This is a genomic window from Pseudomonas mosselii, from assembly GCF_003205295.1.
In the GTDB taxonomy this organism is placed as follows: Bacteria; Pseudomonadota; Gammaproteobacteria; order Pseudomonadales; family Pseudomonadaceae; genus Aquipseudomonas; species Aquipseudomonas mosselii_B.
This window is the reverse complement of the sequence record NZ_QJRP01000013.1, coordinates 103,139-126,725: the sequence shown is the minus strand read 5'-3', so window position 1 is coordinate 126,725 and position 23,587 is coordinate 103,139. Positions and strand designations below refer to the sequence as shown.

Sequence of the window (23,587 nt, the reverse complement as noted above, 5' to 3'; positions counted from 1 at the left end):
TTGCGAGGCTTATGGACGACAATTATCGCGCGGCCGTCGATGCGGCCGCGATCTTTTCCGAAACCGACCTGCGCGGTTGCATCACCTACGTCAACCAGCAGTTCTGCAGCATCTCCGGCTACAGCCGCGAGGAACTGCTGGGGGCCAATCACCGCATCCTCAATTCAGGGCTGCACGAACCGACCTTCTTCCTCGAGATGTGGCGCGCCCTGGCTGCTGGCCGGGTGTGGAAGGGCGAGATCTGCAATCGCGCCAAGGACGGCTCGCTGTACTGGGTGGACAGCACCATGGTACCGCTGATCGACCCGCACACCGGCCAGGTGCGCAAGTACGTGTCGATCCGCTTCGACGTCACCGAGAAGCGCCAGTTGCTGCACACCCTGCAGTGGCGGGTGGGACATGACGTGCTGACCGGTCTGCCGAACCGCGCCTACCTTTCCGACCTGCTCAATCAGGCCCTGGCGTTCTCCCGCCGGGAGAGCATGCCGCTGGCGGTGTGCATGCTCGACCTCGATGGCTTCAAGGCAGTCAACGATGGCTACGGCCATGCCACCGGCGACCTGCTGTTGGTGGAGGTCGCCCAACGCCTGCAGAACATTCTGCGTGGCGGTGATGCGGTGGCGCGGTTGTCGGGCGACGAGTTCGTGTTGATCTTGCGGCATATCGAAGGTCCCCAGCAGCTCGACGCCGCGTTACGCCGCATCCTCCAGGCGCTGGCCGCACCTTACACGGTACGCGAGCACCCGTTGAGCCTGAGCGCGAGCATCGGTGTCACCCTGTTCCCGCAGGACGACGAGGATGCCGACACCCTGGTGCGCCACGCCGACCAGGCCATGTATGTGGCCAAGCAGCAAGGGCGCAACCGCTACCACCTGTTCGACGTGTCCCAGGAGCTCGAGCTCAAGGCCACCCACCAGACCGTGGCGCGGGTACGCCAGGCCCTGCGCCAGGGCGAGCTGTGCCTGTACTATCAGCCGAAGGTGAACATGCGCAGCGGTCAGGTGATTGGTTTCGAGGCCTTGCTGCGCTGGATGCACCCCTCCAAGGGGCCGGTGCCGCCGGGGGAGTTCCTGCCCTTCGTGGAGCAGACCGACCTGATCGTCGAGCTGGGCGAATGGGTCATCGACCAGGCTTTGACCCAGCTGCAGCAGTGGCAGCTGTCCGGTCGCGACTGGTCACTGAGCGTCAACATCGCTGCCCGCCAGTTGCAGCGCGGCGACTTTGCCCAGCGCCTGGAGCGCTTGCTCAAGCGCCATCCCGGGGTGTCGCCAGGGCACCTGGACCTGGAGATCGTCGAGTCGGTGGCAATCGACAACCTGCCACGGGTCGGCCGTTGCCTGGATGCCAGCCGGGCGTTGGGCGTGCGCTTCTCGTTGGATGACTTCGGCACCGGCTACTCCTCGCTGAGCTACCTCAAGCGCCTGCCGGCGCAGACCATCAAGATCGACAAGTCCTTTGTGCGCGACATCCTCCATGACCATGACGATCTGGCCCTGACCGGCGCGGTGATCGGCCTTGCGCGGGCATTCGGGCGGGAAGTGGTGGCTGAAGGCGTGGAGACCATCGAGCATGGGCGGGTGCTGATGGAGCTGGGTTGTGAGCTGGCCCAGGGGTATGGCATCGCTCGGCCGATGCCGGCGGATGAGGTGGCGGGTTGGGTGGCGGGCTATGCCCAGCCACCCGAATGGAAAATGAGATGATCCCGTTTACCGTGAAGGGGTCGCGGGGGGGAGGTGTGCGTTGATCAGCTGGTCGGTCTGCGTGCGCGACAGATGCATTTCGGCGGCTTGCCTGGCGTGTAGCAGGATACCGCCGACACGATCGTGCAGGCTGGGTTGCAAGGCGGCGAAGCGCGGGGCCTGGAGATCGAGGCGCTGGAGCTTGCCGTTGCGACGCCAGGTCAGGCCGGGCACATCGCGGGTTTCGTTCTCCAGGGCCTGGATGAAGGCATCAGGCACCGGTGGGCCGGTATAGTCCCCCGGCGTGCCACCGATGGTGGACAGCGCATCGTAGTACTCCGATGCGCCCTCCCATGCGCGGGCGAGCGCGGCGAAAGGCTGTGGGGTCAGCCGTCGCACCCAGGCTTGCCAGAATGATTGGCCGGCGGCCCAATTGACCAGCCTGGTCGCAGTGGCGCCGGCGTTCACCCGCGCACCCAGGCGATGCAGCGTGACGTCGCTCAGCCGCGCCAGGTAGCCGAAACGGATCTCCTGGGGTTGCGGCGGCAGATTCAGTTGCGTGCGCAGGCGCAGGCGCGCGTACAGGGCCATTTCCAGCTCGTCGAGCAGATAGTCGGGTTCTGTCAGCGCTGCATCGCTGATGTCGTCATCGCCATCGGTCGGCGGTGCCGCCTGGCGCTCGGTTTCGTCGCGTGCGGCGGCCAGCGCGCGGCGCCGGCTGACACGGGCGTTGTACAGTTCACCTATTTGCGCATCGAGCAGGTTTTGGCGGAAAAGGCAACCCACGATGCTGGCCGCGACCTGCTGGTCGGCCATGTCGGGGCTGGCGTGGTTTACCGCCTGCCAGACTTGCACATTGGTCTCGACTTGCTGGAACAACAGGCTGGCCTGGTCGACGCACTGTTGCCCGGCATCTTCCAGCAGGTCGTCGATCTGTTGCTTGAGCTGCGCGCGTCCCCAGCCGGAAGCGGCCTCGTCCTGCTCACCGACTACCAGCACGCGCAGTACGTGGCGCATCCGCTGCAGCATGGCCTCGGGGTTGTGCTGGTAGTCGGCGCTGCCGGAGAGACGCAAGAATAGATCGTGCAAGGCGCGCCATTGCGGGTCTTGCGCGGTGCCGGCCAATTGCGCCAACAGTTCCGGCGATTCGCCGATGGCCCAGTCACCGGATGAGCGTACCGAGTCGTGCACCTGGAGACCGGCTTCGCTCAGGCGGGTTCGCGCAGTATCGTCGAATGGGTTGTTGTCGAACGAATAGGCGAATTGCGCCTGATGCTCACGTATCGCCTGGGTGTAGGCCAGGTCGCGCAGTTCGGGTATTTGTGTCAGCGCATTGTCGCTCAGGTCGATCTGGCGCAGGGTGAGCGGTTGTCTATTCATCAGGTCCAGCAGCCCGTCGGGCCATTGGCTGATACCGCAGTCTTGCAGATCGATGTTTTGCAGGGCGTTCCAGCCAGAGAAGTCCGGCGCCAAGGACAATGGGTTTTCGTACAGGAAAAGCAGTTCCAGTCGGTTCAGGCCGGCCAGGGCCGCCCGGCTCGATTCATCCAGCACGATCGCATTGCGGCCCAGGCTCAGGCCGCGCAGGGAAGGCCAGCGTTGCAGGGCCTGGAAATGCGCCGCGGTCAGCGACAGCTCGTTCAGGTCGGCCTGGAACCATTGCAGCGCCGGCAAGCGTGCCAGGCGATCGAGGGCCTCCACCGATAGTGTCTGTAGCGCCTCGGTCAGGTTCAGGTTTGACAGGTGAGGAAGCAGGTCGAACACCGCGAGGCTGGCCTCGTCGAGCAAGTCGATGTTGTTTTCCGCCAGGTCCAGCGACTGCAGCTCGCTCAACTGGCCCAGCACTGGCGGCAGACGGTTCAGCGCGTTGCCGGCGATGTCCAGGTGGCGCACGCCTGGGAACGCGCCGAGTACTTCATTCAGGTTGCTGGCATGCGGGTCGGTCAGGCCATTGATGGTCACGCGCCTGACGTAGGGCATGTTGACCGGTAGCCTGGGCAGCGACCCCGCTTGGTGCACCTCGAGCAACAGAGGCACATGGTCGATGCTGCTGGCCGGGTCTTCGCCGGGCTCGCGGCGCCAGGCCGCGCGAATCCGCTGGGCCAGCGCCTCGCGGCTGGCGCTGCGCTGCTCGAGGCCGACAACGGCGATCCCTTGCGGGTCATGCACCCAGCGTTGCAGGGCAAGGTCGAGGTGCAGATACTCTTCCCACAAACGGGTCAACAGGCGACGGAAGGCACCGGACTGCTGACCTGCCTGGAAGCGCAGGCGCAGGCGCAGCATTTGCCGATCGTCGGTTGGCGTGGCCGGGTACAGCTGGTCGAACATCTGGTCCTCGCTCAGCCAGCCTTGGGCGTTGCCGCTGAGGCGATAGCCGATGCGGCTGTCACCAGGCAGGCGGGAGGGCAGTCGGTACATCGGGCGCACCGGCGCCATGCCCAAGTCCCTGGCGGCCTGGCGACGATTGCCGGCGGCCTTCTCGAAGAGCTTCTCGCGCAGTGCCGGCGCCTCGCCGATGTTCAGGTTCATGGTCCTGCGTTCGCTGTCGGGCAGTGCATGCAAAATGGCATCGAACAGATCGCTTGCATTGGCCAGCGAGTTACCGTGTTCATCGAAGGGTTGGTAGGTGTCGGCGATTCGCACCAAGGTCTTGCCGGGCATGCTGGTGTTGCCGGTTTCGCCAAGCAGGTGGCCAGCGAGGCGACCCTCCCTTAGCTCGATACGCATGTTGCCGGACCAGCCTGGTAGCCGCTGCAGTACGCCCAGCGCCAGCGCGTCACGGTCGTTCGCACCCGCGCCCGCCGAATGGAACCGCGCCAGGGCTTTGCTGATCCGGCTTTCGCGAATGTACAGGCGAGCCGTTTCGGCCATGCGCAATGGCAGCCGACCGGTTCGCCGCAATTGCAGGATGTCGGGTGGTCTGGCCTGTGTCAGGATTTCCAGGCGCGCTGCTGGGCTGAGCGAGGGAAATGCACGCGCCAGGGCCGCTGTCTCAGTGGACTCGGATAGCGTGGTGCGCCGGTTGCCGCCAGACAGCTCGAGACAGTCGAGCAGCAGCGCAGGCAGTGCTTGATGGTCTTGCAATACCTTGCGCAGTACGTTGGCATCGTAACCGCTGCAGCGCAGGGCGCGTTCGAGCGATGGCAGATCCAGCCCGCTGGCGGCCGCGCCCAGGTGTTCGAGCAGCTGGGTCTGCTCCCAGGCCAGTGGTCGATCGTGTTCGAGCAACCAGGTGCCTTGGCCATTGCCCACCAACCTGGGCTGGTGACGTACACCCCGGGCTGGAGCCAGGCGTTGCGTGCCTTCGGCGGCACGCTCCAAGGGCAGGGCCAGGCCGTCGCGCTCCAGCCAGCTCTGCCCTTGCCACTGGAACAGGCCTTGGGCATCCACCGTGTGTGTCTTCGACCAGGGTCGAGGTCGTGAAAACGGTGCGAGCTCGCCGTGCCACCAGTGCTCGTTGCCCGGCTCGCCGACCTGGTGCCATTGCTCCAGCGTGCCAGGTGTCTCGCTGAAGTGCGAAGTCGTGCCGAGGGCGGCCATCAGCGCCAGGTTGCCGAACACATCGAACAGCGCGCCGATCGCGGCGGCGCCATCGCCTTCGTTGGCACTGTGCACGCCGTCGAGAAACTCATCGACCAGCTGCCCGCCGCCGATCACCATCATTATCTCGCCCAGGCCGGGTACGAACAGGGCGGCGACGTTAAGCAGGTTCAGACCAATGCCGAGCCAGTGCTCGATGCGTGCCAATTGCGCGGTGGCGTCGCGCTGCGACACGGGTACCGCCAGGGTCGCTGCGTCTTGCAGCTTGCGCTCGACGTGGGTGCGGGCGCGTTCGACGAAGACATCCTGCTTCCAGCGGGTGGCGACCAGGGGCAGGCGGGCGTTCTTGTCGAGGGTTTCCTGCCAGATGTCGGTCGGTGCGGGGAACACGCGCTTGATCCAGTTGAAGGACTGGCCCTTTTCCAAGGCCGGTGGTGCGGGGTGCAAGGTGGCGTAGGGGTAGCGCGGATAGAGGGTCGCGCGCAACCGTGCGGCGAAGGTCGGCTGGTCCGCGAGGTTGACGAAGCGCGTGAAGAACGTTCGCCCGTCTTGCGTCCACAGCAGTTGGGTCAGGGCACTGCCAGCGGCCTGTTCGCTGGTGTACTGGCGCAGTGGCTGGGTGGGGTGATCCGGCAGGTACAGCAAGCAGTTGCCTGAGCCGTGCGATCCCTCCAGATGGATGAGCAGCGGACCATTGAGCGGCAAGTTGAACACGCTGAGGAAGTGGCAGCGCAGCATGTGCCTGGCCTGGGGGGCCAAGCCCGAGACCACGGTTTCGCCCATGGCCAGCCCATGATTGTCGACATGGCCCTGCAGGGCTGCCATGGCCAGGGTGGCGGCGAACGCGGCGCGGTCCTGCTCGCGCAGCAGCTCGCGGAAGCGGTCGGTGTCGATGTGATCACCCAGGTGGTAGCGGTAGCGCCGACCAAGGTCGAGCTGGCGCACACCGCTGACGAAGGTGTGAACGTCCAGGCTGCAGGGCTGGAGGCTGTCGGAGCGCTCGAAAAGCCTGGGTGTGGCGTTGGCGGCGAAGTTCTGCATGGCCGCCTCGAGCCAGGACATGTCTCGCTGCTGTTGGCGCACGCGTCCCTGGTCGACGCGGGGTAGTACCGTATCCGGGTACCAGCGGCTCAGCGCCTGTTCGAGCAAGGGGCGGCAGTAGGCTTCGATATCCTGGACCGGTGCCAGCGCGTCGGCGACGCGGCGGGAGGTGGCATGGCTGCGCAGGATGAGTTTCTTGAGTCTGTTGCGCTGGCCAGGTGTCGCTTTGGCCAGCCAGGCGGGTAGCCGTTTATGCACGAAGGCCAGGTGTGGAGGGGGCGAGACAATGGTCATGATGGCTGCTCTGTGAAAAGGAGCAGCGAGGCTAATGTCCGCGGGGCGTGCTACCGAGTCGCATAATTGCCACCCGGCGCCCGCTGGAATGGTTCAGGCCTGAGGGGGCGTGCTCTTCACCGCCGCCAGTTCCGGGTGCGCCACCAGCTTGTCGATATGCAGCTCGTCGTTGTTCATCCAGGTTTCGGTCAGCACCCGGTAGTGCTCCATGTCGCGGCAACGCATGCGCAGGCTGTAGTCGAAGTGCCCGCTGATCAGCTGGCACTCGTAGACCTGCGGGCAGGCGCGCACGGTGGCCTCGAAGGCCCGTTGCGCCGAGCGCCCGCTCTGGTTGGACAAGGCCACCAGCACCAGCAACGACAATCCGGGGGAGACCTGCTGCAGGTCGATGATTGCCCCGTAACCGCGGATCACCCCGCGCCGCTCCAGCTTGCGCACCCGTTCCAGGCAGGGCCTGGGGGTCAGGTGCACGAGGGTGGAGAGCTTCTCGTAGGTGATCCTTCCTTGGTGTCGCAGCACGTCGATGATCGCTTCGTCGATGCGATCCAGTGGTGCGGCGACGGGGGTGATGGCCTTGGTATCCATATGCGGCGTGACTTCACTTCAGACGATTGGAGAGGAACTGCCGCAGGCGCTCGCTCTGTGGCCGGTCGAGGATCTCGGCGTTGCCGCTTTCCTCGACCAGGCCCTGGTGCAGGAACAGCACCTGGCTCGACACCTGGCGGGCGAACCCCATTTCATGGGTGACCATGAGCATGGTACGTCCTTCCTCGGCGAGCGTCTGTATCACCTTGAGCACTTCGCCGACCAGCTCGGGGTCCAGCGCCGAGGTGGGCTCGTCGAACAGGATGATCTCAGGCTCCATCGCCAGCGCCCGGGCGATGGCCACGCGCTGCTGCTGGCCGCCGGACAGAAACGCCGGGTACTGGTCGGCGGCGCGGGCCGGCAGGCCGACCTTGTCCAGGTACTTGCGCGCCCGCGCCTCGGCTTCGCCGGCGCTGACCCCCAGCACCTTGCGCGGTGCCAGGCAGATGTTCTCCAGCACCGTCAGGTGGCTCCACAGGTTGAAGTGCTGGAACACCATGGCCAGGCGCGTGCGCAGGTTCTGCAGCTGGGCCGGCGGCGGGGTGCGGGTGCCGGGGTGGATCTGCAGGGTCTGGCCGTCGAGGGTGATGCTGCCGGCGTTGGGCTGCTCGAGGAAGTTGATGCAGCGCAGGAAGGTGCTCTTGCCCGAGCCGCTGGCGCCGATCAGGCTGATCACGTCGCCCTTGTGCGCCTGCAGCGAGACGCCCTTGAGCACCTGGTGCTCGCCGTAGTGCTTGTGCAGCCCCTCGACGCTGAGTTTGATGGCGCCGGCATGGGCGCGCGCCTTGGGGGCCTGTTCGAAGGTAGTGAGTGGCAGTGCGGTAGCGGTCATGGGTTCAGCCTCGTACAGGGTCAAGGAAGCGCATCCAGCGCCGTTCGGCCACGCGGAACAGGCCGACCAGGGCGAAGGACAGCAGCATGTACAGCAGGGCGGCCACGCCGAAGGCCTGGAAGGTCAGGAAGGTCGCGGCGTTGGCGTCGCGGGCCACCTTGAGGATATCGGCGACGGTGGCGGTGAAGGCCAGCGAGGTGGCGTGCAGCATCAGGATCAACTCGTTGCTGTAGGCCGGCAGCGAGCGACGCAGGGCCGCTGGCAACACCAGGAACAGGTTGAGCCTCCAGCCACGCAGGCCATAGGCCTGGGCCGCTTCCAGTTCGCCGGCGGGCAGGTTGCGGATGGCCCCGGCGAAGATCTCCACGGTGTAGGCGCAGGTGTTGAGCACGAAGGCCAGCAGGGTGCAGTTGAGCGCGTTGCGGAAAAACTGGTCGAGCAGGGCGTGGTCGCGCACCACCTGCAGGCCGTAGAGCCCGGTGTAGCAGATCAGCAGCTGGATATAGAGCGGTGTGCCGCGGAACACGAAGGTGTACAGTTGCACCGGCAGGCGCAGCCAGGCGTGGCGCGAGGTGCGTGCCAGGGCCAGGGGCAGCGACAGGGCGAAACCCAGCACCATGCTGGCCAGGAACAGCCAGAGGGTCATGGCCAGGCCCGAGAGGCCGCTGCCGTCGTGGTACAGGTAGGCCAGGCCGTATTCCTGAAGGAGTTCGATCATCGCGCCAGCTCCTTGATGCCGATGTTGTAGCGCCGCTCCAGGTGCTTGAGCAGACGGTTGGACAGGGTGGTGATGACCAGGTACACCAGGCCCGCCAGGCACAGGAAGAACAACACGTCGTTGGTGCTCTTGCCGGCGTTCTGCGCGGCCTTGACCAGGTCGGCCAGGCCGATGATCGACACCAGCGCGGTGGACTTGAGCAGCACCAGCCAGTTGTTGCTCAGCCCCGGCAGGGCGAAGCGCATCAGTTGCGGAAACAGCACCAGCCGAAACCGCTGTGCCCGGCTCAGGCCGTAGGCGGTGGCGGCCTCCAGCTGGCCGGCGGGCACGCTGAGGATGGCGCCGCGCAAGTTCTCGGTGAAATACGCGCCGTAGATGAAGCCCAGGGTGATGACCCCGGCGCCGAACGGGTCGATCTCGATGTAGTCCCAGCCCAGCGCCTCGGTCAGGTCGTTGAGCCAGATCTGCATGCTGTAGAAGATCAGCAGGATCAGCACCAGGTCAGGAACGCTGCGGATCAGCGTGGTGTACAGGGTGGCCGGGAGGCGCAGCAGCCGGGATCGCGACAGCTTGGCGCTGGCGCCGATCAGGCCGAGCGCGAGGCTCAGCGCCAGCGACAGCAGGGCCAGCTTGACGGTCATCCAGGTGCCCTGGGCCAGCAGCGGGCCGAAGCCTTGCAGGCCGCTTGTGAGGAAGTCGTGCATGGGAGGAATCTCGCGGGGAGGCTATCGCGGGGCCGGCCCGCTCCCACACAGTGGTGAGCCCGTGGGAGCGGGCTTGCCCCGCGATTGGCGCTGTGGGTCACTCGTTGTAGATATCCACGTCGCCGACGTATTTCTTCTGGATCTCGGCATAGGTGCCGTCGGCGTGGATCATGGCGATGCCCTTGTCGAGCAGGGCCTTGAGCTCGGGGTCGGTCTTGCGCAGGCCCATGGCGATGTCCAGCGGCAGGGTCGGGTCCTTGATCGCCGGGCCACTCCTGAAATCGGCGCCCTCGGGCTTGGAGAGGAAGTTCAGCTGGGCTTCGAGCTTGTCGGTGACGGTGGCGTCGAGGCGGCCGTTGAGCAGGTCGGCGTAGTTCTGGTCCTGGCCTTGGTAGGCCTTTACCTGCGCACCCAGCGGCGCCAGCACGGCGCGGGCGTAGGCTTCCTGCAGCGAGCCCTGGAGCACGCCGACCTGCTTGCCTTTGAGTGATTCGGCGGTGTCGCCGAAGTCGGCCGACTTGCGCACGATCACCGAGGTGGGGCTGAGGAACAGGCGGTTGCTGAAGTCGATCTGCTTCAGGCGTGCCGGCGTGACGGCCATGGACGACATGATGGCGTCGAACTTGCGGGCGCGCAGTGCGGGGATCATGCCGTCGAATTCATTGTGCACCCAGGTGCACTTGACCTGCAGCTTGGCGCAGATGGCATTGCCCAGGTCGATGTCGAAGCCTTGCAAGCTGCCATCGGCGGCGACGGATTCGAATGGTGGGTATTCAGGGAAGACGCCGAAGCGGATTTCGGTCCACTCCTTGGCCTGGGTGAGGGTGGTGGCGCACAACGAGAACAGCAGCACGCCGAGGCGTTTTCGCATGGAGGGCATGGTCTTGGGTCCCTGGGTGTTGTTATTGGTAGTAGGGCGATTAGCGCGTGTAGGTCCGTCGGTGACTCATGGGTCGGGCTCAGGATGCGCGAGATAGACAGGTTTTTTGTGTCGTTTGCCTGCGCGTGGGCTGCCGGATTCGGCTGTAAAGTTTCTTCTTGCAGCCGAATCGGCTGTACCGACAAAGATTTATGGAAGTGCGACAGCGGTTTCTGTCATGGCCGCTGTCCAAGTCGAGCGATTGTCTTGCTTGTCGGTCGCCGTATACACGGTCCCCTGTGGGAGCGGCCTTGTGTCGCGAAAGGGCCGCGCAGCGGCCCCGGCAATATTGGCGGCGTAGCTGAAATCCTGGGGCCGCCTCGCAGCCCTTTCGCGACACAAGGCCGCTCCCACAGGGGGGGCGTATAGCCGGTCAGGCGGCGCTGACCTTACGTGCCGCTGCTTTCGGCTGTAGCAGGGCAAACAGATCCTTCGGATTCTCCAGCTGCGGCACCAGCGCGATGTCGCGGCCGATGTCCAGCGCCCTGGCCACATCCAGCACATAGCGCAGCGCCGAGTAGTCCTCCAGGGCAAAGCCGACCGAGTCGAACAGCGTCACCTGCGCGGCGTTCTCGCGCCCGGCGGCGATCCCTTCGACCACCTGCCAGAACTCGGTGGTCGGCGAATTCGCCGGCATCTGCTGGATCTCGCCCTCGATCCGGCTCTGCGGTTCGTACTCGACGATCACCCGCGCCCGCTCGACGATGTCGCGGTGCAACTCGGTCTTGCCCGGGCAGTCGCCGCCCACGGCATTGAGGTGCATGCCCGGCTCGATCATCTGCGGGGTGAGGATGGTGGCGTACGCTTTGTCGGCGGTGACCGTGGTGACAATGTCGGTACCGCGCACGGCCTCGGCCACGCTGTCGGCAATCATCAGCTTAAGCTGTGGGAAACCGGCCAGGTTGGCCGCCAGTTTCTCCGAGGCCTTGCGGTCGATGTCGAACAGGCGGATCTCCTCGATGCCGAGCAAGGTATGGAAGGCGATGGCCTGGAACTCGCTCTGCGAGCCGTTGCCGATCAGCGCCATGCGTTTGCTGTCCGGGCGCGCCAGGTAGCGGGCGGCCAGGGCAGAGGTGGCGGCGGTGCGGATGGCGGTGGTCAGGGTCATCTCGCTGAGCAGCACCGGCGCGCCGGTATCGACATCGCCCAGGGCGCCGAAGGCCATGACCGTGAGCAGGCCGTCATGGGTGTTCTTCGGGTGGCCGTTGACGTACTTGAAGGCGTACAGGTTGGCGTCGGAGACCGGCATCAGCTCGATTACCCCGTCCGCCGAGTGGTTGGCCAGGCGCGGGCATTTCTCGAAGTCGTGCCAGCGCAGGTAGTCCTGGCGGATGTACTCGGCCATCTCGGCCAGGCAGATGGGCAGGCCCTTGCGGTTGACCAGGTGGGCGAGGTCGTGCACGTCGATGTAGCGGGTCATGATGATTCTCCTTGTCGAGTCAGTGGCGCGAGGGCAGGTGGACTTCGGCGAGCATGCAGCGCGCGCTGCCGCCACCGATTCGTTCGATATGGTCGATGTTCACCACCAGCGGGTGGCTGTGCCGTTCGACCTGGCGGCGCTGGCTGGCGTCGAGCGCATTCCAGGCGCTGCGCGACATGACCAGCAGGGAGCGGCCGTCACGGTCGTGGACTTCGAGCATGTTGCCGGCGAAGTTCTCCAGCTGGTCGAAGTTCAGCGCCAGCACCTGCTTGCCGGTATCGCGCAACGAATGCTCCAGGGCGCGGCGTTCATCGTGGCGGGGCAGGGCGTCGAGGCAGGCCGCGGCGAGTTGGCGGCCGACGTTCATCATCACGTTGCTGTGGTAGATCGGCGCCTGGCGGCGGTCGACGGCGTGGAACAGGCACAGGCGGTAGTCCAGGCGCTCGGCGAACTGGCGCAGGGCGTGTTCATGGGTGCGCCCGGAGTGGCAGGCGTAGCTGATGCGGTGTTCGCGGTCCAGGACCATGCTGCCGGTGCCTTCGAGGAACAGATTCTGCTGTTCCAACGGGCTCAGGTCGATGGTGCGCTGGATGGCGAAGCGCTCCTGCAGCACGCCCAGTACGCCCTTGCTGCGCTCAAGGCGGCGGTTCTCACCCTCCATCGGGTACAGCACCAGACTGCCGTCGGCATGGCTGCTCCACCAGTTGTTGGGGAAGATCGAGTCAGGCGTATGGGGTTCGGGGGTGTCCTGCACCACCAGCACATCGACGCCGTGCTGGCGCAGGGTGTCGACGTAGCCGTCGAATTCTTCCAGGGCCTTTTCGCTGGCGGCCTCAGGGTCCAGCGGCGCCTGCTGGAAGCGGTTGTTGGCGGCGGTGTCGGGGTTGAAGGCGAACCGCGCCGGGCGAATCATGAGGACGGTATTTGTTGTTTGCATTGGGCACGCATCCACGGGTGGGCTGTGTGACCATTGTCGGAGGGATCGCGAGACAATCCCGGCTGAAGCGTGGAGGGTGCGCAGCCGGTCCAGCTGAAATGGCTAGCTTGGCAGCGGAATCGGCTGATATCCCATGAGGATGAAGTGCACAAATGAAAACGGCGCCTCGAGAGGCGCCGTTGCGTCATTGCCCGAACAACCTACTTGTGCAGCTCTTCAGCCGCGTACAGGGTGTTTTCCAGCAGGCAGGCGCGGGTCATCGGGCCTACGCCGCCCGGCACCGGGGTAATCCAGCCGGCGCGGGGCAGGGCGGTCTCGTAGACCACGTCGCCGACCAGCTTGCCGTCGTCCTGGCGGTTGATGCCGACGTCGATGACGATGGCGCCTTCCTTGACCCACTCACCCTTGACCAGGCCCGGCTTGCCTGCGGCGACCACCACCAGGTCGGCGCGGCCGACGTGGCCGGCCAGGTCCTTGGTAAAGCGGTGGCAGACGGTGACGGTGCAGCCGGCCAGCAGCAGTTCCATGGCCATCGGCCGGCCAACGATGTTGGAGGCGCCGACGATCACCGCGTTCATGCCGTACAGGTCCTGGCCGGTGCTGTGCAGCAAGGTCATGATGCCCTTCGGCGTGCACGGGCGCAGCAGCGGGATGCGCTGGGCCAGGCGGCCGATGTTGTAGGGGTGGAAACCGTCCACGTCCTTGTCCGGGCGGATGCGCTCGAGCAGCAGGGAGGCGTCCAGGTGCTCGGGCAGCGGCAGCTGCAGCAGGATACCGTCGACGGCCGGGTCATTGTTGAGGCGATCGATCAGGTCGGTCAGGGCTTGCTGCGTGGTCTCGCTGGGCAGGTCGAACGCCTGGGAAATGAAACCGACCTCTTCGCAGTCCTTGCGCTTGTGCGAGACATAGACTTGGGAGGCCGGGTCGGTACCGACCAGGATCACCGCCAGGCCAGGCGTGCGCAGGCCCTGCTGGCGGCGCTCGGCGACACGTTGGGCGATCTGCTGGCGCAGGTTGGCGGCGATCGCCTTGCCATCGATTAGGTGTGCAGTCATAGACGCGTGATTAACCATCGAGAAGGGAACATATATAAGAAGCGCGCATTCTCGCACGACACGGCCCAAGGGCAAAGGCGAGTGGTCGGGCAAATCCCCTAACCCCTTCAATAATTTAAATTTTTTTTCGAAAGGTGTTGACGACCTGCAGGGTCGCCTATAAGATTCGCCGCACTTGTCGGGCACTGCCTGGCACGGGTTGGCAAAGTCGGGCAGAATAAGCGGTTCGTTTGTTCGGCTGGACTGTAAGCTTAAGCGCCCGTAGCTCAGCTGGATAGAGCATCCGCCTTCTAAGCGGATGGTCGCAGGTTCGAGTCCTGCCGGGTGCGCCATTAAGGCCTGGGCAAGTAAGCAGTACCGCAATATGGTGGGCGTAGCTCAGTTGGTAGAGCGCCGGATTGTGATTCCGGTTGTCGTGGGTTCGATTCCCATCGTCCACCCCAGATTCTGCAGGGGCGCCTCGATTGAATGATCCGGCGCCTTTGTTTTTGAGTTTCATGCGGACGTGGTGAAATTGGTAGACACACTGGATTTAGGTTCCAGCGGCGCAAGCTGTAAGAGTTCGAGTCTCTTCGTCCGCACCATGTTTCTGTAAGGCTGTACCGCAACACTGCATTATGGTGGGCGTAGCTCAGTTGGTAGAGCGCCGGATTGTGATTCCGGTTGTCGTGGGTTCGATTCCCATCGTCCACCCCATATTTGAAGAAGGCGCCCGGATCGGATGATCGGGCGCCTTTTTCGTTTCTGCCGTACGGCCCTCGTGGCTACTGGTGGCGGAGCAATAAAAGCTGATAGATTTCAGCCGGTTGAAGGGCTGGCCGAAGTGCCGGCAGAGGAATAGCGCAGATGATTGCAAAAGAAGCGCGCCAGGCCCTGGCGCTGCAACGTTTCGCCGAGGCCAATCCGCAATTGCTCGAGGAGATCCGCGAGCTGGATGCCCGCGAGCAGGCCCAGCAGATCGAGTGGGCGTTCGAGGACGCGGCGCAGGAGCGGGGCGTCGAGCCCTGGGAGTACGCCTTGCAACTGATCGCCGAGTCGCCGGAGCAACTGCAGGCCATGCGCCTGGAGACTCATCGTGAGGTGGCCGAGGCGCTGGGCATGACCTGGGAAGAATACTGCCAGTTCAACGACCTCGATCCGCAGTAAGGCGGGCGATCTTTCTGGCTGTTGTTTGTTTGACAAGGTTTTACAACCGCGCGCGCCACAAGGCCTTGCGCGGCCGTGAATGAAACAGGCTCGACGCCAAGGCGGGCGGGCCTTTCAAGGAAATCGACCGGCGCGGCCCGCCGACAATCCGGGTGGGGTGACTTCTGCTTGATGAGTCACTAGAATGTTTGCCCTTGATTCTGGAGTCGGGCTATCGCCGGCTAACGTCTGTGCAACGAGGAATATCCATGCAAGTTTCTGTTGAAAACACTTCCGCTCTCGAGCGCCGCATGACCATCGCCGTTCCGGCCGAGCGCGTCGAGAACGAAGTCAACAAGCGTCTGCAGCAGACTGCCAAGCGCGCCAAGGTTGCCGGCTTCCGTCCGGGCAAGGTGCCAATGAGCGTGATCCGCCAGCGTTTCGAAGCCGATGCCCGCCAAGAGGCTTTCGGTGACCTGGTCCAGGCTTCCTTCTACGAAGCCATCGTCGAGCAGAAGCTGAACCCGGCTGGCGCGCCTGCCGTCGAGCCGAAGTCGTTCGAGAAGGGCAAGGACCTCGAGTTCGTCGCCATCTTCGAAGTCTTCCCTGAATTCACCGTTGCCGGTTTCGAGTCGATCGCCGTCGAGCGCCTGAGCGCCGAAGTGGCTGACGCCGACCTGGACAACATGCTGGAAGTCCTGCGCAAGCAGAACACCCGTTTCGAGGCCGTCGAGCGCGCTGCTGCCAATGACGACCAGGTCAACATCGACTTCGTCGGCAAGATCGACGGTGAAGCCTTCGCCGGTGGTTCGGCCAAGGGCACCCAGCTGGTGCTGGGTTCCGGCCGCATGATCCCGGGCTTCGAAGAAGGCCTGGTCGGTGCCAAGGCCGGTGAAGAGCGCGTGGTCAACGTGACCTTCCCAGAGGACTACCAGAACCTGGATCTGGCCGGCAAAGCCGCCGAGTTCACCATTACCGTCAACAGCGTTTCTGCCCCTGTGCTGCCTGAGCTGAACGAAGCCTTCTTCGCCCAGTTCGGCATCAAGGAATCGACCCTGGAAGGCTTCCGCGCCGAAGTTCGCAAGAACATGGAGCGTGAACTGCGCCAGGCCATCAAGGCCAAGGTCAAGAACCAGGTCATGGACGGTCTGCTGGCCGCCAACCCGGTCGACGTGCCGAAAGCCCTGCTGGAAAACGAAGTCAACCGTCTGCGCGTGCAGGCCGTCCAGCAGTTCGGTGGCAACATCAAGCCTGACCAGCTGCCGGCCGAGCTGTTCGAAGAGCAAGCCAAGCGCCGTGTCGTGCTGGGCCTGATCGTCGCCGAAGTGGTCAAGCAGTTCGACCTGAAGCCGGACGAAGCCAAGGTTCGCGAAGTCATCGAAGAGATGGCCTCGGCCTACCAGGAGCCTGAGCAGGTCATCGCCTGGTACTACAAGAACGACCAGCAACTGAACGAAGTCCGTTCGGTTGTGCTGGAAGAGCAAGTTGTAGATACTGTCCTGCAGAAAGCGACTGTGACTGACAAATCGGTCTCGTACGAAGAAGCTGTCAAACCAGCACAGGCTGCTGCCGACGCTGAGTAACAGGCTACTCTCGTAGGAAACCCCCACAAGCCAGCCTTCGCGCTGGCTTGTGCGTATTCAAGCCATGACTATTTGGGAGCGAGTGCAGGACATGTCCCGCAATTCTTTTATTCAGCAAAGCTCTGACATCCAGGCCGCAGGCGGCCTGGTCCCGATGGTTATCGAGCAGTCCGCCCGTGGCGAACGTGCCTACGACATCTATTCGCGCCTCCTGAAGGAGCGCGTGATCTTCCTGGTCGGCCCCGTAGAAGACTACATGGCCAACCTGGTGGTGGCGCAGTTGCTGTTCCTTGAGGCGGAAAACCCGGACAAGGATATCCATCTCTATATCAACTCCCCGGGCGGCTCGGTAACTGCTGGCATGTCGATCTACGACACCATGCAGTTCATCAAGCCGGACGTCTCGACCATCTGTATCGGCCAGGCCTGCAGCATGGGCGCCTTCCTGCTCGCGGCAGGTGCCGCCGGCAAGCGCCACTGCCTGCCAAACTCGCGGGTGATGATTCACCAGCCGCTGGGCGGCTTCCAGGGCCAGGCGACCGACATCGAGATCCACGCCCAGGAAATCCTCAACATCAAGGCGCGCCTGAACGAGCTGCTGGCCCACCACACCGGCCAGGACCTCGAGACCATCAAGCGCGACACCGAGCGCGACAACTTCATGAGCGCTGCGCGCGCGGCCGAGTACGGCCTGATCGACTCGGTCTACGACAAGCGGCAACTGGCATCCTGAAGCAATACGCCAGAGCGCTCGGGCGCGGATTGCGCCCGAGCGCGGACTTGAAAAAGCCAGCGATTGCCTTCATCTTGTGTTTCAAGCCTACCGGATTGGATCGATCGAATGACTGACACCCGTAACGGCGAGGACAACGGCAAATTGCTCTACTGCTCCTTCTGCGGCAAAAGCCAGCATGAAGTGCGTAAATTGATTGCCGGCCCCTCGGTATTTATCTGCGACGAGTGCGTCGACCTGTGCAATGACATCATCCGTGAGGAGGTGCAGGAAGCCCAGGCCGAGAGCAACGCGCACAAGTTACCCTCGCCGAAAGAAATCAGCGGAATCCTGGACCAGTACGTCATTGGTCAGGAGCGCGCGAAAAAGGTGCTGGCAGTAGCGGTGTACAACCACTACAAGCGCCTGAACCAGCGTGACAAGAAAGGCGACGAAGTCGAACTGGGCAAAAGCAACATCCTGCTGATCGGGCCGACCGGCTCGGGCAAGACGCTGCTCGCCGAGACGCTCGCGCGCCTGTTGAACGTGCCGTTCACCATTGCCGACGCCACCACCCTGACCGAAGCCGGTTATGTCGGTGAGGACGTCGAGAACATCATTCAGAAGCTGCTGCAGAAGTGCGACTACGACGTGGAAAAGGCCCAGATGGGCATTGTCTACATCGACGAGATCGACAAGATCTCGCGCAAGTCGGACAACCCGTCCATCACCCGTGACGTCTCGGGCGAGGGCGTGCAGCAGGCGCTGCTGAAGCTGATCGAAGGCACCGTGGCCTCCGTGCCGCCGCAAGGGGGCCGCAAGCACCCGCAACAGGAGTTCCTGCAGGTTGATACCCGCAACATCCTGTTCATCTGCGGTGGCGCCTTCTCGGGCCTGGAAAAGGTCATCCAGAACCGCTCGACCAAAGGCGGCATCGGTTTCAGTGCCGAAGTGCGCAGCAAGGAAGAGGGCAAGAAGGTCGGCGAATCGCTGCGTGAGGTCGAGCCGGACGATCTGGTCAAGTTCGGCCTGATTCCGGAGTTCGTCGGCCGTCTGCCGGTACTGGCGACCCTGGACGAGCTGGACGAGGCTGCGCTGATGCAGATCCTCACCGAGCCGAAGAACGCGCTGACCAAGCAGTACGCCAAGCTGTTCGAGATGGAAGACGTCGATCTCGAGTTCCGCAGCGATGCACTCAAGGCGGTGGCACGCAAGGCCCTGGAGCGCAAGACCGGCGCCCGTGGCCTGCGTTCGATCCTTGAAGGCGTGCTGCTCGACACCATGTACGAGATTCCTTCGCAGAAGGATGTCAGCAAGGTGGTGATCGACGAAAGCGTCATTGAGGGCTCGTCGCAGCCGCTGCTCATCTACGAGAACAGCGAGCCGCAAGCCAAGGCCGCTCCCGACGCCTGATCGGGCAAGGGGCAGCACGCGCGAAGGGGCCTTTTTGGCCCCTTTTTGCATTTCATGGCCTGGGCGCTTGTAATTTGCCAGGCCTGCCCCCACATTAGCTCCAAGCACCATTTCCAACGGTTTCCGGCCACCAAGGCCGCTGTAGAGGCGAAATCATGAAGACCACCCTCGACTTGCCTCTTTTGCCATTGCGCGACGTTGTCGTCTATCCGCACATGGTCATCCCACTGTTCGTGGGGCGTGAGAAGTCCATCGAAGCCCTCGAGGCGGCGATGACGGGCGAGAAGCAGATCCTCCTGCTGGCCCAGAAGAATCCGGCCGACGATGATCCGGGCGAAGACGCCCTGTACCGTGTCGGCACCGTCGCCACCGTGCTGCAACTGCTCAAGCTGCCCGATGGCACCGTCAAGGTGCTGGTCGAGGGTGAGCAGCGCGGCGCCGTGGAGCGTTTCAACGAAGTCGACGGCCATATCCGCGCCGAAGTCAGCCTGATCGACGAAGCCGAGACCGCCGAGCGCGAGTCCGAAGTGTTCGTGCGTACCTTGCTGTCGCAGTTCGAGCAGTACGTGCAACTGGGCAAGAAGGTTCCGGCCGAAGTGCTGTCCTCGCTCAACAGCATCGAAGAGCCGGGCCGTCTGGTCGACACCATGGCCGCGCACATGGCGCTGAAGATCGAGCAGAAGCAGGAGATCCTCGAGATCGTCGACCTGCAGGCCCGCGTCGAGCACGTGCTGGCGCTGCTGGACGCCGAGATCGACCTGCTGCAGGTCGAGAAGCGCATCCGTGGCCGGGTCAAGAAGCAGATGGAGCGCAGCCAACGCGAGTACTACCTGAATGAGCAGATGAAGGCCATTCAGAAGGAGCTCGGCGATGGCGACGAAGGCCACAACGAAGTTGAAGAGCTGAAAAAGCGCATCGATGCCGCCGGCCTGCCGAAAGACGCCCTGGCCAAGGCCCAGGCCGAGCTGAACAAGCTCAAGCAGATGTCGCCGATGTCGGCCGAGGCCACCGTGGTGCGTTCGTACCTCGACTGGCTGGTGCAGGTGCCGTGGAAGGCCCAGAGCAAAGTGCGCCTGGACCTGGCCAAGGCCGAGGAAATCCTCGATGCCGACCACTATGGCCTGGAAGAGGTCAAGGAACGTATCCTCGAGTACCTCGCCGTACAGAAACGCGTGAAGAAGATCCGTGGTCCGGTGCTGTGCCTGGTCGGTCCGCCCGGCGTGGGCAAGACCTCGCTGGCCGAGTCGATCGCCGCCGCCACCAATCGCAAGTTCGTGCGCATGGCGCTGGGCGGCGTGCGTGACGAGGCAGAGATCCGCGGTCACCGGCGCACCTACATCGGTTCGATGCCCGGTCGTCTGATTCAGAAAATGACCAAGGTCGGTGTGCGCAATCCGCTGTTCCTGCTCGACGAGATCGACAAGATGGGCAGCGACATGCGTGGCGATCCGGCCTCGGCGCTGCTCGAGGTACTCGACCCCGAACAGAACCACAACTTCAACGACCACTACCTTGAAGTCGACTACGACCTCTCGGACGTGATGTTCCTGTGCACCTCGAACTCGATGAACATTCCGCCGGCGCTGCTCGACCGCATGGAAGTCATCCGCCTGCCGGGTTACACCGAGGACGAGAAGATCAACATCGCGGTCAAGTACCTGGTGCCCAAGCAGGTCAAGGCCAACGGCCTGAAGAAGGACGAGCTGGAGGTCGAGGTGTCGGCCATCCGCGACATCATCCGTTACTACACCCGCGAAGCTGGCGTTCGTGGCCTGGAGCGCCAGATCGCCAAGGTCTGCCGCAAGGTGGTCAAGGAGCACACCGGGGCCAAACAGGTGAAGGTCAAGGTTAGCGGCGAGCAGCTCGAGCAACTGCTGGGCGTGCGCAAGTTCCGTTATGGCCTGGCCGAACAGCAGGATCAGATCGGCCAGGTCACCGGCCTTGCCTGGACCCAGGTCGGCGGTGAACTGCTGACCATCGAGGCCGTGGTGATCCCAGGCAAGGGCCAATTGATCAAGACCGGTTCGCTCGGCGACGTCATGGTCGAGTCGATCACCGCCGCGCAGACGGTGGTGCGCAGCCGTGCCCAGAGCCTGGGGATCGCTGCAGACTTCCATGAAAAGCGCGACGTTCACATCCATATGCCCGAAGGCGCCACGCCCAAGGATGGCCCGAGCGCCGGTATCGGCATGTGCACCGCGCTGGTGTCGGCCCTGACCCAGATCCCGGTGCGCGCGGACGTTGCGATGACCGGTGAGATCACCCTGCGCGGCCAGGTCCTGGCCATCGGTGGCCTCAAGGAAAAACTGCTGGCGGCACACCGCGGCGGGATCAAGACGGTGATCATTCCCGAGGAGAATGTTCGCGATCTGAAGGAGATTCCGGAAAATATCAAACAGGATCTTCAGATCAAACCGGTCAAATGGATTGACGAAGTCCTCCAAATTGCGCTGCAATACGCCCCGGAGCCCTTGCCAGATGTGGCTCCGGAGATTGTCGCGAAAGATGAGAAGCGCGACGGCGATGCTAAGGAAAGAATCAGCACGCACTAGTACGTATTTCGCTGGGGGGCGTTGGTTGACAGTATTTTCCGGCCCTTGCTATAAAACGGCACGCCAGTGTCAACAGGCCACCCAGCGCTCGTTTCATAAGCTTTTCATTACATACTTAGAAACAAACTCAATAGAGAAATAAGGGGACTTAGAGTGAACAAGTCGGAACTGATTGACGCTATCGCCGCATCTGCTGACATCCCGAAAGCTGTAGCCGGCCGTGCGCTGGACGCAGTCATCGAATCCGTCACCGGCGCCCTGAAGCAAGGTGACGATGTGGTACTGGTTGGTTTCGGTACCTTCTCGGTCAAGGAGCGCGCCGAGCGCACCGGCCGCAACCCGCAAACCGGCAACGCGATCAAGATCGCTGCCGCCAAGGTTCCGGGCTTCAAGGCTGGCAAGGGCCTGAAAGACGCCGTCAACTAAGTCGTCTTTCAGCCGGCCCGGGCATCGTCAGGGCCGACCGCGTGACGGCGGGTCGCAAACGTTCCCGCTGGCACGCTCGCTTCGAAAAGGCGCATCCACTGGATGCGCCTTTCTTCTATCAGGATTCTACCCACGCTCCGCGGTTGTCGACGCAGTGGTACAGCCGTTTCTGGGGGACGCATGCTGCAGAATATCAGGGACAATTCACAAGGTTGGATTGCCAAGACCATCATCGGCCTTATCGTCGTGTTGATGGCGTTGACCGGCTTCGAGGCCATTTTCCAGGCCGCCAGCCATAGCCAGGACGCCGCCAAGGTGAACGGCCAGACCATCAGCCAGAACGAGCTGAGCCAGGCCGTGGACATGCAGCGCCGCCAGCTGATGCAACAGTTGGGCAAGGATTTCGACCCTGCGCTGCTGGACGAGAAAATGCTGCGCGAAGCCGCGCTCAAGGGGCTGATCGATCGCAAGCTGCTGTTGCAGGGTGCCGAAGACGCCAAGTTCGCTTTTTCCGAGGCCGCGCTGGATCAGCTGATCCTGCAGACGCCTGAATTCCAGGTCGATGGCAAGTTCAGCGCCGAGCGCTTCGACTCGGTCATCCGCCAGATGGGCTACGGCCGCATGCAGTTCCGCGAGATGCTCGCCCAGGAAATGCTGATCGGCCAGCTGCGCACCGGCCTTGCCGGCAGCAGCTTCGTCACCGACAAGCAGGTCGAGGCCTTCGCCCGCCTCGAGAAGCAGACCCGCGATTTCGCTTCGCAGACCTTCAAGGCCGACCCGGCCGCGGTCAAGGTGAGCGATGACGAGGTCAAGGCGCACTACGACCAGCACGCCAAGGAATTCATGACCCCGGATCAGGTGGTCATCGACTACCTCGAGCTGAAGAAGTCGGCCTTCTTCGACCAGGTCAAGGTCGACGACGGCGAGCTCAAGGCCCTGTACGAGAAGGAGATCGCCAACCTGGGCGAGCAGCGCCATGCCGCGCACATCCTGATCGAGGTCAACGACAAGACCGACGATGCCAAGGCCAAGGCCCGCATCGAAGAGATCCAGCAGCGCCTGGACAAGGGTGAGGACTTCGCCAAGCTGGCCAAGGAATTTTCCCAGGATCCGGGTTCGGCCAACACTGGCGGCGACCTCGGCTTCGCCGGCCCTGGCGTGTACGACCCGGCTTTCGAGGACGCGCTGTACAAGTTGAACAAGGACCAGGTGTCCGCACCGGTACGCACCGAGTTCGGCTATCACCTGATCAAGCTATTGGGTGTGCAGGCTCCGGATGTCCCGAGTTTCGCCAGCCTGAAGGACAAGCTGACCCACGAGCTGAAGACCCAGCAGGTGGAGCAGCGCTTCGTCGAGGCCACCAAGCAGCTCGAGGACACCGCCTTCGAAGCCTCCGACCTGGCCCAGCCGGCCCAGGACCTGGGCCTGAAGGTACACACCTCGGCGGCCTTCGGTCGCGAGGGTGGCGAAGGCATCACCGCCAACCGCGCGGTGATCCAGGCCGCGTTCGGCGAGCAGGTGCTGGAAGAGGGTGCCAACAGCAACGCCATCGAGCTGGATCCGGAGACCGTGGTGGTGCTGCGCGTCAAGGAGCACCGCAAGCCTGAGCAACTGCCGCTGGAGGCCGTGGCCAAGAACATCAGCCAGCACCTGGCCAAGGAGAAGGCGATTGCCGAGCTCAAGACCAAGGCTGACAAGCTGATCGCCGGCTTGCGCGATGGTTCGGCCAAGGCCGAGGGCCAGGGCTGGAGAGTCCACGAAGCGGTCACCCGCGGCCAGGACGGTATCGACCCGGCCGAGCTGCAGGCGGTGTTCCGCCTCGGCAAACCCGCGGCCAAGGACAAGCCGGTCTACGGCAGCGTGGTCCTGGGCGACGGTAGCCTGGTGGTCCTGCAGCTCAAGGGCGTCAACGAAGGCGCCGCCGCCACCGACGAAGAGAAGGCGCAGATCCGTCGCTACCTCGCTTCGCGTGCCGGTTCGCAGGACTTTGCGGCCTATCGCAAGCTGCTTGAAGGCAGTGCCGACATCACGCGCTACTGAGTGGTGCGCTGA

Annotated in this window: 17 protein-coding genes and 4 tRNA genes; 12 read left to right on the top strand and 9 right to left on the bottom strand. The window is 63.7% G+C overall.

Annotated features, from left to right (window positions below):
* Nucleotides 1–11 precede the first annotated feature (11 nt).
* Nucleotides 12–1,700: a putative bifunctional diguanylate cyclase/phosphodiesterase gene (locus tag DMX06_RS14685; protein ID WP_110738144.1), complete on the top strand. Its 1,689-nt coding sequence runs from the start codon at nucleotides 12–14 to the stop codon at nucleotides 1,698–1,700.
* A gap of 6 nt (nucleotides 1,701–1,706) precedes the next feature.
* Here DMX06_RS14685 and DMX06_RS14680 read toward each other — a convergent pair whose 3' ends face one another.
* The 9 genes from DMX06_RS14680 to folD form a co-directional block, all read right to left on the bottom strand.
* Nucleotides 1,707–6,554, bottom strand: coding sequence for a dermonecrotic toxin domain-containing protein (locus tag DMX06_RS14680; protein WP_110738143.1), 4,848 nt, complete (start codon nucleotides 6,552–6,554; stop codon nucleotides 1,707–1,709).
* 93 nt (nucleotides 6,555–6,647) lie between these two features.
* Complete coding sequence (locus DMX06_RS14675; RefSeq protein WP_110738142.1) at nucleotides 6,648–7,139, bottom strand: Lrp/AsnC family transcriptional regulator; 492 nt, start codon at nucleotides 7,137–7,139, stop codon at nucleotides 6,648–6,650.
* A 13-nt stretch (nucleotides 7,140–7,152) separates the two neighbouring features.
* Nucleotides 7,153–7,971, bottom strand: coding sequence for an ABC transporter ATP-binding protein (locus DMX06_RS14670; protein ID WP_258378861.1), 819 nt, complete (start codon nucleotides 7,969–7,971; stop codon nucleotides 7,153–7,155).
* A 4-nt stretch (nucleotides 7,972–7,975) separates the two neighbouring features.
* Complete coding sequence (locus DMX06_RS14665; protein WP_110738141.1) at nucleotides 7,976–8,689, bottom strand: ABC transporter permease; 714 nt, start codon at nucleotides 8,687–8,689, stop codon at nucleotides 7,976–7,978.
* A complete protein-coding gene (locus tag DMX06_RS14660; RefSeq protein WP_110738140.1) occupies nucleotides 8,686–9,393 on the bottom strand; it encodes an ABC transporter permease in 708 nt (235 codons plus the stop codon). Before DMX06_RS14660 ends, DMX06_RS14665 begins: the two co-directional genes overlap by 4 nt.
* Nucleotides 9,394–9,490: 97 nt before the next feature.
* Nucleotides 9,491–10,273 carry an ABC transporter substrate-binding protein gene (locus DMX06_RS14655; RefSeq protein WP_110738139.1) on the bottom strand — a complete coding sequence of 261 codons (783 nt, stop codon included), beginning with the start codon at nucleotides 10,271–10,273 and terminating at the stop codon, nucleotides 9,491–9,493.
* 412 nt (nucleotides 10,274–10,685) lie between these two features.
* Nucleotides 10,686–11,732 (bottom strand): ornithine cyclodeaminase, encoded by a 1,047-nt coding sequence (locus tag DMX06_RS14645; RefSeq protein ID WP_110738137.1) that lies wholly within the window; start codon nucleotides 11,730–11,732, stop codon nucleotides 10,686–10,688.
* Between the two features lie 19 nt (nucleotides 11,733–11,751).
* On the bottom strand, nucleotides 11,752–12,669 hold the full coding sequence (ctlX, locus tag DMX06_RS14640; protein ID WP_110738136.1) for a citrulline utilization hydrolase CtlX: 918 nt from the start codon (nucleotides 12,667–12,669) through the stop codon (nucleotides 11,752–11,754).
* A 200-nt stretch (nucleotides 12,670–12,869) separates the two neighbouring features.
* Nucleotides 12,870–13,724: a bifunctional methylenetetrahydrofolate dehydrogenase/methenyltetrahydrofolate cyclohydrolase FolD gene (gene folD / locus DMX06_RS14635; RefSeq protein ID WP_181427834.1), complete on the bottom strand. Its 855-nt coding sequence runs from the start codon at nucleotides 13,722–13,724 to the stop codon at nucleotides 12,870–12,872.
* Between the two features lie 255 nt (nucleotides 13,725–13,979).
* Between folD and DMX06_RS14630 the strand changes: the two genes are divergently transcribed.
* From DMX06_RS14630 to DMX06_RS14580, 11 genes are all read left to right on the top strand, one after another.
* Nucleotides 13,980–14,056, top strand: a tRNA-Arg gene (locus DMX06_RS14630).
* A gap of 35 nt (nucleotides 14,057–14,091) precedes the next feature.
* Nucleotides 14,092–14,167: transfer RNA gene (locus DMX06_RS14625), tRNA-His, on the top strand.
* 56 nt (nucleotides 14,168–14,223) lie between these two features.
* Nucleotides 14,224–14,308: transfer RNA gene (locus DMX06_RS14620), tRNA-Leu, on the top strand.
* A 36-nt stretch (nucleotides 14,309–14,344) separates the two neighbouring features.
* Nucleotides 14,345–14,420 (top strand) — tRNA-His (locus tag DMX06_RS14615).
* A gap of 150 nt (nucleotides 14,421–14,570) precedes the next feature.
* On the top strand, nucleotides 14,571–14,870 hold the full coding sequence (locus DMX06_RS14610) for a DUF6388 family protein (protein WP_110738134.1): 300 nt from the start codon (nucleotides 14,571–14,573) through the stop codon (nucleotides 14,868–14,870).
* A gap of 248 nt (nucleotides 14,871–15,118) precedes the next feature.
* The gene (gene tig / locus DMX06_RS14605) at nucleotides 15,119–16,432 is read left to right on the top strand and encodes a trigger factor (protein ID WP_110738133.1); all 1,314 of its coding nucleotides are present in this window, start codon (nucleotides 15,119–15,121) and stop codon (nucleotides 16,430–16,432) included.
* Nucleotides 16,433–16,523: 91 nt separating this feature from the next.
* Nucleotides 16,524–17,165, top strand: a complete 642-nt coding sequence (gene clpP / locus DMX06_RS14600) for an ATP-dependent Clp endopeptidase proteolytic subunit ClpP (RefSeq protein ID WP_110738132.1) — start codon at nucleotides 16,524–16,526, stop codon at nucleotides 17,163–17,165.
* Between the two features lie 108 nt (nucleotides 17,166–17,273).
* On the top strand, nucleotides 17,274–18,557 hold the full coding sequence (gene clpX, locus DMX06_RS14595; protein WP_028692635.1) for an ATP-dependent Clp protease ATP-binding subunit ClpX: 1,284 nt from the start codon (nucleotides 17,274–17,276) through the stop codon (nucleotides 18,555–18,557).
* 155 nt (nucleotides 18,558–18,712) lie between these two features.
* Nucleotides 18,713–21,109 (top strand): endopeptidase La, encoded by a 2,397-nt coding sequence (lon, locus tag DMX06_RS14590; protein WP_050705050.1) that lies wholly within the window; start codon nucleotides 18,713–18,715, stop codon nucleotides 21,107–21,109.
* Nucleotides 21,110–21,262: 153 nt separating this feature from the next.
* The gene (locus DMX06_RS14585) at nucleotides 21,263–21,535 is read left to right on the top strand and encodes an HU family DNA-binding protein (protein ID WP_003259401.1); all 273 of its coding nucleotides are present in this window, start codon (nucleotides 21,263–21,265) and stop codon (nucleotides 21,533–21,535) included.
* A 180-nt stretch (nucleotides 21,536–21,715) separates the two neighbouring features.
* Complete coding sequence (locus DMX06_RS14580; RefSeq protein ID WP_110738131.1) at nucleotides 21,716–23,575, top strand: SurA N-terminal domain-containing protein; 1,860 nt, start codon at nucleotides 21,716–21,718, stop codon at nucleotides 23,573–23,575.
* Nucleotides 23,576–23,587 lie beyond the last annotated feature (12 nt).